The organism is Shewanella sp., from assembly GCF_047975355.1.
In the GTDB taxonomy this organism is placed as follows: domain Bacteria; phylum Pseudomonadota; class Gammaproteobacteria; order Enterobacterales; family Shewanellaceae; genus Shewanella.
This window is the reverse complement of the sequence record NZ_JBKEDJ010000002.1, coordinates 45,773-58,837: the sequence shown is the minus strand read 5'-3', so window position 1 is coordinate 58,837 and position 13,065 is coordinate 45,773. Positions and strand designations below refer to the sequence as shown.

Here is a 13,065-nt window from a genome sequence, read left to right as displayed (position 1 = left end):
ACCCTTACAAGGTTTGTTGAAATCCATTTTAGGGCTACAATTGGGATAAAACAAAAACAAGTGTGGGTAGCGAGAGAAGTATGCAGCTATTTTTGATGCGACATGGTGACGCTGGATTTAATGCTCAGTCGGATAGGGACAGAACGCTTACCGATTTAGGAAGACACCATACTGTCTTAATGAGTAACTGGTTAGCCCGAAGTGTCAGCGATTTTGATCTTGTTTTGGTTAGCCCTTATTTACGTGCTCAGCAAACGTGGCAAGAATTGAGTCAACATTTCCCAGAGCCGCGCAAATGGCTGGTTGTGGATGATTTAGTGCCTTCAGGCGATCCTGCTAATGTGGCCGCCCTGATTGTCGCCTATGCCGACTTGTATAAGGCTGATAAAGTACTGGTGATTTCCCATATGCCGCTCTTGGGCTATTTGGTCAGCGAGTTAGTTGCGGGTGTTGAGCCGCCCTTGTTTGCCACCTCGGGGATCACTCTGATAGATAAACATGCCGAGCAGGCCTGCATTGTTTGGCAACATGCGCCCCACAGCATTAGTTAATTCATTCGATAAAACAAAGGGCTCACATTAGTGGGCCCTTTGTTTTTAGAGGATAAATACGTCCATTAACGTCGATGTGGTTGGTCGCCAATATCGATAAGCACCAACAGTGCCGCATCGCCACCCCATTCTTTGGGGGCTTGATGAAAGGCTTTTACCTTCGGATGTTGCACCAACCACATAGGCACCTGCTGTTTAAGTATGCCAGTGCCATAACCGTGCATCACACAACAACATTGGCTCTGTTGTTTTACGCAGGCTTGAATCAGCGCCGCGAGTTCGAGTTTAGCCTCGGATTGGCGGTAACCGTGTAAGTCCAGCAATAAATCCGGCTGGTAATCGCCGCGTCTTAAGCGTTTAAGCTCGAGACTGTCGACACCCTCATCGAGCCAACGCATTGGCCCCTGAACGGGCAGCAGAGGTTGATAAGTATCTGAGAAATAACTGTCAGCATGCAGTTGCTGCTCTTTCAGTTCTATTTCGTGTTTGGTTTTTAGGGGCGTGCGAAAATGCCGCTTATCTTGGGCGATAGGTTTTATCCCCTCGATCAGCGCTGAAAACATCGCCATGCCTTCTTTATCATCGTCTTTATTCATGGCGGGTATTCTATTGAATCCTATGGTTTCTGAATAGAGTTCAGTTACAATGTTTGCGAACAAACAAGCGGGAGAGCGTTTTGGATAAGATCTTTGTAGATGAAGCTGTGACAGAGTTACGCACTATAGGTGACATGTTGCGTTGGGCGGTGAGCCGCTTTAATGATGCTAATGTGTACTATGGCCACGGGACGGATAACGCGTGGGATGAGGCTATCGCCTTAGTGTTTCATGCGCTGCACTTGCCCGAAGAAATCGGCCAACAGGTGATTTTAAGTAACTTAACCAGCAGCGAAAAACACAAAATCGTTGAGTTGATCATTCGCCGCGTACGTGAACGTTTGCCTGTGCCTTATTTAACCAATAAAGCGCGCTTCGCTGGACTTGAGTTTTATGTGGATGAGCGCGTATTGGTGCCACGTTCACCTATCGCCGAGATGATTGCCAATCGCTTTAGCCCTTGGTTATACGGCAAACCTGTTAATCGTATTTTAGATTTATGTACTGGCAGTGGTTGTATCGCGATTGCCTGTGCCTACGAATTTGATGAGGCCGAGGTTGATGCGCTGGATATCAGTGAAGATGCTCTAGATGTGGCGCAAATCAACGTCGAAACCTTAGGAGTGATGGACAGAGTTTTCCCGATGCAATCGGATCTGTTTTTAGCCATTCCTGAAGGTCCACAATATGATTTGATTGTCTCTAATCCGCCCTATGTGGATGAAGAAGATATCGGCGATATGCCAGATGAATACCACCATGAGCCAGCTATTGGTTTAGCCTCGGGTCGCGATGGCCTCGATTTAACCAAACGCATTTTAGCGAATGCGGCCCAATACCTGACACCAACGGGGATTTTAGTGGTTGAGGTGGGTAACTCTATGGTGCATCTGATAGAGCAATTCCCTGAAGTACCTTTCACTTGGGTGAGTTTTGAACACGGCGGTGACGGTGTGTTTGTGCTGACTCGCGACCAACTGGTCGAACATCAATCGCTTTTTGCTATTTATCGCGACGCGCAATAATCACAATAAGAATAAATTAGGTTGAGTCTTTTCCCGCTGCCAGTTAGGCTTGCAGCGGGAAAAAGAATTGTCCAGCTATTGCTGGGCGCGGAGCGATAAGCAAATCATTTAAGGTGTAAAAAGCGGATGTCTGGAAACAGTATTGGTCAAAATTTTGTGGTGACTACCTTTGGTGAAAGTCACGGTGTGGCGCTCGGGTGTATTATTGATGGTTGCCCTCCAGGGCTCGAACTCACCGAAGCCGATATGCAGCATGATTTAGACCGCCGTCGTCCTGGCACATCCCGTTATACCACCGCGCGCCGAGAGCCTGATGAAGTACGGATCTTATCCGGTGTGTTTGAAGGCAAAACCACAGGCACCTCCATTGGGCTTCTGATCGAAAACACCGATCAGCGCAGCCAAGATTACTCCAATATCAAAGATTTATTCCGTCCAGGACACGCCGATTACACCTATCAGCAAAAGTATGGTCTGCGTGATTATCGTGGCGGTGGCCGTTCATCGGCCCGCGAAACCGCTATGCGGGTTGCGGCGGGTGCTGTGGCGAAAAAGTATTTAAAACAAGTGCATGGCATTGAAATTTATGGGTATATGTCCCAACTTGGGCCGATTTGCGCCGAAACAATCGATCTTAGCCAGATAGAACAAAATGCTTTCTTTTTCCCCGATGCGGGTAAGCTCGAGGCGCTGGATGAGTATATGCGTGAGCTGAAAAAATCCGGTGATTCCATTGGCGCCAAAATTTCTGTAGTGGCCACTGGTGTTCCCGTTGGACTGGGTGAGCCTGTGTTCGATAGGCTCGATGCCGACATCGCCCATGCCTTAATGGGCATAAACGCGGTAAAAGGCGTTGAAATCGGTGATGGTTTTGGCGTTGTCACACAAAAGGGCTCGGAAGGGCGTGATTTAATGTCGCCGCTGGGTTTTGAGTCAAATCATGCCGGTGGCATACTTGGCGGCATTTCATCGGGTCAACCCATTGTCGCCCATATTGCATTAAAACCGACCTCGAGTATCAGTGTGCCGGGCCAAAGCATGACGGCCCAAGGGGAAATGGCGGAAGTGGTGACTAAAGGTCGTCACGACCCCTGTGTTGGGATCCGCGCGGTACCGATCGCCGAAGCTATGCTGGCGATTGTGTTGATGGATCATCTATTAAGACACAGAGCTCAAAATCAGGATGTTCGCAGTCATACACCGATTCTCGGCATGAGATAGGCGCGATGAATGAGACAGTCTGCATGGAATAAAGATGCATAGCGGCTGTGTAATAAATGGAATGCGTTAATGCCAACAATCTCTAGCACAAGCCAGCAGTTACGCTGGCTATGTGCCTGTTATTTTTTCTTCTTTTCGATTCTCGGCACTATGATCCCTTACCTTGGGGTCTTCTTCGAAAACCGTGGATTTAACCCTCAAGAAATCGGTTTTTTGCTCGCGATTTTAATGGCGACTCGTATCGTGGCCCCCAATGTATGGGCTAAGGTGGCCGATCGCACTGGCATGCGCTCCGAATTAGTGAAGATGGGCGCGGGAGCCGCGATGCTCGCGTATTTGAGTTTCTTCTACCACGGTGGCTTTGTATATATGGCGCTCAGTCTTGCGCTATATACCTTCTTCTGGAACGCGATTTTGGCGCAGTTGGAGGTGATCACCCTCGAAACCTTAGGTGAAAATGCCAGCCGTTATGGGCAGATCCGCAGCTTTGGCAGCATTGGCTATATCTGCTTAGTCGTAGGCGCCGGCTTTGCCATCGGTCAATGGGGCACTGAAGTCTTACCTTATATTGGGTTAGCCTTGTTCACTGGGATGCTGGTGAGTGCTTTGCCGTTGCCTGCGAATCGTGCTGTGCGCCCCCAAGGGCAGGAGCGGCAACCACTCAAATGGACTAAGCCGATTATCTGGTTTATGGTGTCGGCGATGTTATTACAGATGAGCGCTGGGCCTTTTTACGGTTTCTTTGTGCTTTATCTTAAGCAGGCGGGATACACCGAAGCGGCCGCGGGGATTTTTGTCGCCCTCGGTGCAATGGCCGAAATCGTAATGTTTATGTTTGCGCCTCGCTTACTTGGACGTTATGGCGTCAATACCTTACTTGTCGTCAGTATCGCCATGACTGCCGTGCGCTGGTTGCTGGTCGCCTTTGGTGTTGAGAGCATGTTATTGCTGGGTTTAAGCCAAGTGCTGCATGCGTTCACCTTCGGCTTGACCCATGCGGCCTCGATTCAATTTGTGCATCGAAATTTTGATGCAAGTCATCGCAGCCAAGGGCAAGCCCTGTATGCCAGCTTAAGCTTTGGGGTTGGCGGCGCGCTCGGGACTTGGATTTGCGGTTATATCTGGGGTGATGGTAGCGGCGCTGTATGGTCTTGGGTATTTGCGGCGGCCTGTGCCTTTGCGGCCATGTTAGCGGTATTTTTGATCCCTAAGGATAGGGCGCAAGCGGTTGCGTCATAAGCTGACATTGATTGTGAAAAGTAACTCATTGTAAAAACTAAAATAATGAACAAGAGAGGTTAAGGTGATCCGGTTTCGTTTAGGCTTAGTCATCAATCCACTGGCGGGTTTAGGTGGAAGTGTGGGTCTTAAGGGTAGCGATGGTGTGGCCGAGCAGGCACTTGCCTTAGGCGCCGAGCCCAAGGCGATAAAGCGTATGATGCAAGCCTTAGAAGTGATTGTTCCTTTTGCCAATGATATCGAAATCATTACCGCCTCCGGTGTGATGGGGGAAGACGCCGCCAACGCCTTAGGTTTTAACACCCGTGTGGTGTATCAAACTCCGGAGAAAACCCAGGCCGTCGACACGCAAGCCGTTGTGCGTACTTTGCTGAACGAACCGTTGGATTTATTACTGTTTGCGGGGGGCGATGGCACGGCGCGTGATGTGTATAGCGTGTTTGAACAAGCCGTTATCGACGATAAATTACCCGTGCTTGGGGTTCCTGCTGGAGTAAAAATCCATTCGGGCGTTTATGGCATCACCCCCCATGCTGCGGGTATGGTCGTGAAAATGCTGCTCGAAGGTGAGTTAGTCAGCCTGATGAGCGCCGATGTGATGGATATTGATGAAGTGGCCTTTCGCCAAGGCACTGTGCGCGCCAAACGGTTTGGTGAGCTGTTAGTGCCTGCAGAACCCCGTTATGTGCAAGCGGTGAAGATGGGCGGAAAAGAAGTCGATGAGCTCGTGCTCGCCGACATTGCGGCCGATGTTATCCAGCAGATGGAAGATGAACTGTACATTATGGGCTCGGGCAGCACGGTCGCCTTTGTGATGGAAGAGCTTGGCCTCGATAACACCCTGTTGGGGGTTGATCTTATCCAAGATAAAGCCTTAGTGGCGAGTGATTTAACCGCCAAGCAGTTACTCGAGCTTACCCAAGATAAGCCGGCAAAACTGGTTATTACCTTGATTGGCGGGCAGGGGCATATTCTCGGTCGTGGCAACCAGCAGTTGTCGCCAGAGCTTATCCGCCGCCTCGGTAAGGACAATATTATTATCCTCGCCACAAAAACTAAGCTAAAAGCACTTGAAGGACGCCCCTTAATTGTGGATAGTGGCGACCCTCAATTAGATCGTGAGCTTTGTGGCTATTACAAAGTGACGACGGGTTACCATGATTATGTGATGTATCATGTGGCCAACCCCGACTATTCAGATTTATAGCACCGAGGGGCCAGCGGCCATTTGGGCGAAATACGTTATTGGAGAGTTTGACCCGATGTTAGAGCAGTATGAAGAAGCACTAGAACAGTGGATTGAGTCTGTAGTGAGTCATGGTGATGACGACGCCTTATTTGCCTGTGGTTATCTGCAAGGCCATGTGGCGGTGGTGTTATCGCAACTCGAAGACGAAGGCGAGAGCACGCTAGAAGCCTTGCTTGAAAAAATGACCGACTGTTTAGCCTTAGCGCGCCAAGAATTAAATGATGCCGATTTTGCCTTAGTAGAAGCGGCGTGGGCACAATTACATGGCAAGATTGTTAGTCATTTAGCGGCATAATTGATGAGTTCATCCACGACGACTTCGGTTGATGCCATGGCAAAACCTGAAGTGCAGCAAGCGGTTTATATCGGTCTAGTCAATCCGAAAACTCCGACCAATGTGGGCGGCATTATGCGCGCTTCGGGCTGTTATGGTGTCGATGCCGTGTTCTACACCGGCAAACGCTATGAATATGCCGCCCGTGGGCCGCAGCAATATAACGCCGATACCCAGAGCGCCGCCGAGCGCATCCCGCTAACTGGGGTGGCCTCCTTACTCGATGCGCTCCCCTCTGACACTAAGCTGGTGTGCGTGGATTTAGTCCTAGGGGCAACACCCTTGCCTGAATTTGTGCATCCCGAGAAGGCCTTTTATGTGTTTGGCCCAGAGGATGGCACCATTGGCCAAGAGATTATCGATAGATCCGATGCCGTGGTGTATGTGCCTACGGTAGGCTGTATGAATCTGGCGGCCTCGGTGAATGTACTGCTTTACGATAGATTGGCGAAAGCTCATCGCCAGCAGATATCAGCTCAGACCGAGTTCGATGGTGATGCCTTGATCCGCCAAAGTCGCGACAATAATAATCGCACCCGAGTAAAAACGACTAAGCCTGGTTCTTCAAAGTAGTCTTAACAATCAGCATCTGTATCTGTTCCAAAAAGGATTAAGCACTGCTTAATCCTTTTTTGTTCTGGGTTGCCAATCATTGGTGCGATTAGATGCAAGCTTGATTAGCATTCAATGATAAGCCTTTATTTTAATTAACTAGTTTTCACTCAAGCCGTGATGCTTATCTTCACTAAAGCACTTTTTACCAAAACGATCTTTACTAAAGCGCTTTACCCTTTAGTAATTTGCGTAGCCACATCCGGTTCGGGTTGAGTTTATTTAAGGTTGGCCAATCCAGTGGCAGCGGCTCACCGGTTAATTGTGCCGCCAAACATTCGGCCGCCAAGGGGCCAGAGCTTAATCCCCGCGACCCTAAACCACCCAGGATATATAGGCCATCGAGGGTCGGAGCTGGGGTCGTTTGCCAATAATGCTTGCTTTGTTCGGCCTGCTGCTGATTGAGTTGATGCTGTTCATAGCGCGCCAATATTTCAGCCACATCGGGCGCACAGCCCATCATGGGGAAATGATCCCGCGTCACCATCCGCACGCCTACTCGGGCGCTATTGCCACTGATGTCGATATCGTCAACCCAGACTTGATTGGGATAGCTTTCTTGCATTTTTCCTAGGTTTTCCAATTGCTCCTGCGGGCAAAAATCGAGATGTTCAGCCGCTTTTACATAACTGGCGCCGAGGCAATGCAGCCCCTGATGACTCGGGGTAAGGTAACCGTTCGCGCATAACACTGTGGCCAATTGGCTCAGTTGCAATTGGGCGGGAACATGGCTCACTTGGCCGCGAAACGGACTTATCTGTAACCGCTTACTGGCCGAAAATTGAGTGAGCTGTGCGCCATTGGCGAGTACTAGTTGACTGTAGGGCCCAAAACGTTGGCCTTGACTGTGGAGATACCAAGCCTTTGCATCACACTCGATTTCGGTGATCTCTGTATTGAAATGGCACTGCACATTGGCAAGCCGCGAGGCCTTGTCTACCGCCGCCTTGGCGTATTCAAATGGGCACACCCAGCCCCCGAGGGGATAAAAAAATCCTGCCTTATCAATACCTATTTGGGCTATCTCGTTGGCTTCATTCGCATCAACGGCATAGGCGATTTCCGCTGGCCAGTCCTGACTTTGGATAATTTTATCGAGCCGTTGTTGGCTGCGTTCATCATGACCCGTTTGCAGTACCCCACAAAAATCATGGGAAATCGCTGTGACATCAGAGGTGGGGTTTGTCTCCATCATCGATGCCAGACTCAGCGCCTCGATACGGCGGCGACTGAACAAAAATGCCTGTTGGAAAAAACGGCTAAGCTCATCATTTTCTGGCGTGAGTAGGGGATAAATTGCCCCTTGGCGATTGCCGGATGCGCCTTGACCTAACTCATTATCCTTACAAAACAATATGCTACTCTGGTCACGTTCGGCGAGGGATAGCATTAGGTTCGCTGATGCCAGTCCGCCACCGACTATGGCAACGGGGTGATCTACGCTGGCGAGTGTTGCTGGTTTAGGGGTAAATGCCTGAGCAGTATCAGCTTGCTGGCGCAGCAGTTTGCGCTCATGGAGCAAAATCTCATCGGTGATAACCTGGCTTTGCAATGCATCGCTTGTATCACCATTCAGGGCATCTTGGCTGACGTCAAGCGTGCTAAAGCCACAGCTGTGGGCAAGTTGCTGCACAGTTTCAGCCAAATTTACCCCAATCAGCAGAGCATCATCCGCACTCAAGCGGGCCATTTGCCAGACTTGCTTGCCATTAAGCTGCGCCGTCAAATGCGGTAAAACCAGCCATTGCTGAATGGGATGAGAAGCACTGTGGGGTAGTTGGCTAAGTGCCGTGTATAGGTCGCCAAAATGCAAATCGACCGTGATGTGGCCGTCATCAAAGATTAATCTCTGGCACCCTATAATGCGAGCGGGTTTTGCCTTAAGTAAGGCATTGGCAATCGGTTGTAAATGAGGCGTGGAAATTAAGCTTTGCGATTGATCCCAAAGTAATTTAAGTTCGTAATCGTTAATGGGATTGGGCTCAAACACTTTGACTAACAGCCGTGTGTTGCTTTGAGTCTGCGTTTGCCAGTGTTGTAGTAGAGAGAGTAGCTCGAGTCCATCGCCCAATCCCCATTGCCCCATGACGCACAATCCTTGACCGAGTTGAGCAGATGGCGTTGTTAAGCGGGAGAGTCGAAGGCGAGTTAAATTGTCCAGAGACTGTGCAGTAGTCAACGCGCATGGGGGATAAAGGTTGATCAATTGCGGGTAATCACGCTTAAATTGGCAAGATTTTTGGGGCTTAGCAGTCAAAGAAATATACTCTCAGTCTCATATTGGGCATTATTTTACCCGCCTTTATGGAAAGCTGACCACTTAATTGAAGCAAAACAGATACTATTGGCTCAGCAAAAAGTAGGTACTGACATGTACACAATGGATAGCAATAAAATGAAAAGAGTCGTGATCACCGGAATGGGTGTTGTTTCAAGTATCGGTAATAACAAGCAAGAAGTGACTGAGTCACTTAAAGCGGGCCGTAGTGGTATTACACATTCCGCTCAGTTTGAAGAAATGCAACTACGTAGTCATGTATGGGGCAATATCAAATTAGATCCTTCTGAGCTGATTGACCGTAAAGCGCTGCGTTTTATGGGCGATGCTGCGGCATATGCTTACATTGCAATGCAAGAAGCCATTAAGGATGCTCAGTTAACTGAAGAGCAGTATTCAGATCCTCGCGTAGGTTTGATTGTGGGAACCGGCGGCGCTTCGTCTTCTAACCAAGTACAAGCGGCGGATATTCTGCGCGAAAAAGGCGTAAAACGCGTCGGTCCTTATATCGTGCCACGCATTATGTCGAGCACAGCCAGCGCGTGTTTGGCAACCCCTTTCAAAATCAAAGGCATGAACTACTCAATCAGTTCAGCCTGTGCGACCAGTGCTCACTGTATCGGTCACGCCGTTGAACTTATCCAAATGGGTAAGCAAGATATGGTGTTTGCGGGCGGTTCAGAAGAAGTAGATTGGACCCTGACCATGGGCTTTGATGCGATGGGCGCGCTGTCGACTAAATACAACGACACTCCAGAAAAAGCCTCTCGTACCTATGATGCGGACCGTGATGGTTTTGTGATCTCCGGTGGCGGCGGTATCTTAATCGTTGAAGAGTTAGAGCATGCTCTGGCTCGTGGCGCAAAGATTTACGCTGAAGTGATTGGTTATGGCGCATCATCAGACGGTTACGACATGGTTGCTCCGTCTGGCGAAGGTGCTGTACGTTGTATGCAAATGGCACTGGCCGATGTGGACACGCCAATTGACTACATCAACACCCACGGTACTTCTACACCAGTAGGTGACGTGCGTGAGTTAGAAGCCCTACGTGAAGTCTTTAAAGACAAATGCCCACCAGTCGCATCGACTAAGTCTATGACGGGTCATGCCTTAGGTGCCGCTGGCGTACACGAAGCCATCTACAGCTTGATCATGATGGAAAACAGCTTCATTGCCCCTAGCATCAACATCGATAATTTAGATGAAGCTGCGAAGGATATGCCAATCGTGCGTGAATACCGCGATGCAGAGCTAAACACTGTGATGAGCAACAGCTTTGGTTTTGGTGGCACTAACGCAACATTAGTGATGCGTAAATATAAGTAAGTCATTATTTGTGTTAAAAAAGGAAGCCTAGGCTTCCTTTTTTATTGGCTGAAATTCAGAAATACCAATCACATTAAATATCTAATCAGTTCAGAGCCTCTCCGGCATCTCAATCCAAGGCGAATTGATGCAGAAATGGTTATTCCCTTTTAAGTCAATGTAACGAAGGAATGGGATGCCTGTGTGGCTCCCGAAGGGCGGGTTTCAACGCGCTTTATACTGCGTTTAAGGCTTTCGACAGAGCACCACTATGCCTTCAAGCCTTCGCCTTGTCTAAAGCGTGTTGAACTCCCGCTGAATGAACAGATATTTAATACGATTGGTATAATGCGACTCAGGGATTGGGTTTATGATCAGAGTCTTGCTAGAATCCTTGGCTACTCACTCTCTAGCCCATTTTTATCAGAAAGGTCCCCATGAAGATTGTTGTCGATGAAAATATGCCCTATGTCGAACCCTTATTTGGGGCGTTAGGCGAGATAATCCCAGTCAATGGCCGCACGCTAACGCCCGAGCAGGTGCAAGATGCCGATGTGCTGCTGGTGCGCTCGGTCACCCGAGTCAATGCTGCATTGTTAGATGCCAATCCAAAACTTAAGTTTGTCGGCAGCGCCACCATAGGGACGGATCATGTGGATCTCGCCTACCTTGCAGGGCGTGGCATCCCCTTTTCGAATGCGCCCGGCTGTAATGCGACCGCTGTCGGGGAGTTTGCCTTTATTGCGATGTTAGAACTGGCGGCACGGTTTAATTCGCCGCTCAAAGGCAAGGTTGTGGGGATTGTCGGCGCTGGCAATACTGGTAGCGCGACGGCCAAATGCCTCGAAGCCTATGGCATTAAGGTATTACTCAATGACCCTATCAAAGCGGCCGAAGGCGATCCCCGTCATTTCGTGAGCCTTGAGACCCTATTACACCAAGCGGATATCATCAGCTTACATGTGCCCATCACTCGCACTGGCGAGCATAAGACGCTGCATTTATTCGATGAAGCGCGCCTGATGAGTCTTAAACCCAATACTTGGCTTGTGAACTGTTGCCGTGGTGATGTGATTGATAATCAAGCCTTAATTAAGGTTAAGCAGCAAAGGGATGACCTTAAATTGGTGCTCGATGTATGGGAAGGGGAGCCGAATCCCATGCCTGAGCTGGTGCCTTTTGCTGAGTTTGCGACCCCTCATATCGCCGGTTACAGCTTAGAAGGTAAGGCCCGTGGCACTTTTATGCTGTACCAAAAGTTGTGTGAGTTGTTAGCCATTCCGGCCACCAAACGCTTATCCGAGCTATTGCCTCCATTTCATTTTAAGGCGGTCGAACTCGAACAAACTCCCGATGAAAAAGCCTTATTACAGCTCGCTAGATTCGTCTACGACCTGCGTGATGACGATGCCGTATTCCGAAATGGCTTTGCAAGGTCGAATGGCTTCGACACTATGAGAAAAAATCACAAACATAGACGCGAATTTAGTGCATTGGCGCTGGCTTATCACGGCCAATCTGAGGTAGATTGGTTGTCCAATTTAGGTTTTTCAGGAGTCGGTCGGTAATTATGTCGCAGGAATTTAATGTTGTCGTTTTAGGTGCATCGGGTGCAGTGGGTCAAACAATGATTGAGATCCTCGAAGAGCGTAACTTCCCGGTTGCGAACTTATATCCTTTAGCCAGTAGCCGTAGCGCCGGTGAAACGGTCAGCTTCCATGGCAAACAAGTTACCATTTTGGACGTCGAAACCTTCGATTGGAGTCAAGCACAGTTAGGCTTCTTCTCTGCCGGTGGCGATGTCTCGGCCAAGTGGGCGCCTATCGCCGCTGAAGCGGGTTGTGTGGTGATCGATAACACCTCTCACTTCCGCTACGACATTGATATTCCACTGGTTGTGCCTGAGGTTAACCCCCATGCGATTGCCGATTTCCGCAACCGTAATATCATTGCTAACCCGAACTGCTCGACCATTCAAATGCTGGTGGCACTAAAACCGATTTACGACACTTACGGTATCAGCCGTATTAACGTCGCGACCTATCAGTCAGTCTCTGGTACAGGTAAAAAGGCGATTGAAGAACTGGCAAAACAATGCACTAAGTTGCTACAAGGTCTGCCTGCTGACGCTGAAGTTTATCCAAAGCAAATCGCATTTAACGTATTGCCGCAAATCGATAAATTTATGGATAACGGCTACACCAAAGAAGAAATGAAAATGGTCTGGGAAACCCAGAAGATTTTCGGTGATGACGAAATCCTCGTTAACGCAACGGCCGTACGTGTGCCAGTCTTCTATGGCCACTCAGAAGCCGTACATATCGAGACGCGTCAACCTGCCGATGCAGAAGATATTAAAGCTTTACTGCGCGATGCCGAAGGAGTGGTATTGTTCGAATCCGATGACGAATATCCAACGGCTGTGACCCATGCAGCGGGTACCGATCCGGTTTATGTGGGCCGTGTGCGTAAGGATATTTCTCATTCTCACGGTATTAACCTTTGGGTGGTATCGGACAATATCCGTAAAGGCGCAGCCTTAAACAGTGTGCAAATTGCCGAGATTTTAGTGAGAGACTATTACTAACTCTTAAGTGGCAATTGATGCCCAGTGAAAAAGCCTGCTGCCAGCAGGCTTTTTTTGTTTTACAA

General features: G+C 49.1%; 13 protein-coding genes. 11 read left to right on the top strand and 2 right to left on the bottom strand.

The window, feature by feature from the left end; genetic code table 11:
• Positions 1-80 precede the first annotated feature (80 nt).
• Positions 81-551: a phosphohistidine phosphatase SixA gene (gene sixA, locus ACK5NH_RS01050; RefSeq protein WP_416917433.1), complete on the top strand. Its 471-nt coding sequence runs from the start codon at positions 81-83 to the stop codon at positions 549-551.
• Positions 552-616: 65 nt separating this feature from the next.
• On the opposite strand, the gene smrB is transcribed toward sixA, so the two are convergent.
• Positions 617-1,147, bottom strand: a complete 531-nt coding sequence (gene smrB / locus ACK5NH_RS01045) for an endonuclease SmrB (protein WP_416917432.1) — start codon at positions 1,145-1,147, stop codon at positions 617-619.
• Positions 1,148-1,227: 80 nt separating this feature from the next.
• Between smrB and prmB the strand changes: the two genes are divergently transcribed.
• The 6 genes from prmB (at position 1,228) to ACK5NH_RS01015 (ending at position 6,788) form a co-directional block, all read left to right on the top strand.
• Entirely contained in the window at positions 1,228-2,172 is a 945-nt protein-coding gene (prmB, locus tag ACK5NH_RS01040) for a 50S ribosomal protein L3 N(5)-glutamine methyltransferase (protein ID WP_416917431.1), read from the top strand.
• A gap of 126 nt (positions 2,173-2,298) precedes the next feature.
• Positions 2,299-3,393 carry a chorismate synthase gene (gene aroC, locus ACK5NH_RS01035; RefSeq protein ID WP_416917430.1) on the top strand — a complete coding sequence of 365 codons (1,095 nt, stop codon included), beginning with the start codon at positions 2,299-2,301 and terminating at the stop codon, positions 3,391-3,393.
• Positions 3,394-3,462: 69 nt separating this feature from the next.
• Positions 3,463-4,632: an MFS transporter gene (locus ACK5NH_RS01030; RefSeq protein WP_416917429.1), complete on the top strand. Its 1,170-nt coding sequence runs from the start codon at positions 3,463-3,465 to the stop codon at positions 4,630-4,632.
• A 64-nt stretch (positions 4,633-4,696) separates the two neighbouring features.
• Positions 4,697-5,839, top strand: coding sequence for an ATP-NAD kinase family protein (locus ACK5NH_RS01025; protein WP_416917428.1), 1,143 nt, complete (start codon positions 4,697-4,699; stop codon positions 5,837-5,839).
• A 55-nt stretch (positions 5,840-5,894) separates the two neighbouring features.
• On the top strand, positions 5,895-6,176 hold the full coding sequence (locus ACK5NH_RS01020) for a YfcL family protein (RefSeq protein ID WP_011716529.1): 282 nt from the start codon (positions 5,895-5,897) through the stop codon (positions 6,174-6,176).
• Between the two features lie 3 nt (positions 6,177-6,179).
• Positions 6,180-6,788 carry an RNA methyltransferase gene (locus tag ACK5NH_RS01015; RefSeq protein ID WP_416917427.1) on the top strand — a complete coding sequence of 203 codons (609 nt, stop codon included), beginning with the start codon at positions 6,180-6,182 and terminating at the stop codon, positions 6,786-6,788.
• A 202-nt stretch (positions 6,789-6,990) separates the two neighbouring features.
• Here the strand turns inward: ACK5NH_RS01015 and mnmC are convergent, their stop codons facing one another.
• Positions 6,991-9,084, bottom strand: a complete 2,094-nt coding sequence (mnmC, locus tag ACK5NH_RS01010; protein ID WP_416917426.1) for an FAD-dependent 5-carboxymethylaminomethyl-2-thiouridine(34) oxidoreductase MnmC — start codon at positions 9,082-9,084, stop codon at positions 6,991-6,993.
• Between the two features lie 138 nt (positions 9,085-9,222).
• Between mnmC and fabB the strand changes: the two genes are divergently transcribed.
• The 4 genes from fabB (at position 9,223) to ACK5NH_RS00990 (ending at position 13,000) form a co-directional block, all read left to right on the top strand.
• Positions 9,223-10,434, top strand: a complete 1,212-nt coding sequence (gene fabB / locus ACK5NH_RS01005; protein ID WP_041416791.1) for a beta-ketoacyl-ACP synthase I — start codon at positions 9,223-9,225, stop codon at positions 10,432-10,434.
• 183 nt (positions 10,435-10,617) lie between these two features.
• Complete coding sequence (locus tag ACK5NH_RS01000; RefSeq protein ID WP_089068123.1) at positions 10,618-10,854, top strand: hypothetical protein; 237 nt, start codon at positions 10,618-10,620, stop codon at positions 10,852-10,854.
• Positions 10,851-11,981, top strand: a complete 1,131-nt coding sequence (locus ACK5NH_RS00995; protein WP_416917425.1) for a 4-phosphoerythronate dehydrogenase — start codon at positions 10,851-10,853, stop codon at positions 11,979-11,981. The genes ACK5NH_RS01000 and ACK5NH_RS00995 overlap by 4 nt, the downstream gene beginning before the upstream one ends.
• 2 nt (positions 11,982-11,983) lie before the next feature.
• Entirely contained in the window at positions 11,984-13,000 is a 1,017-nt protein-coding gene (locus tag ACK5NH_RS00990) for an aspartate-semialdehyde dehydrogenase (RefSeq protein ID WP_011716534.1), read from the top strand.
• Positions 13,001-13,065: the final 65 nt, after the last annotated feature.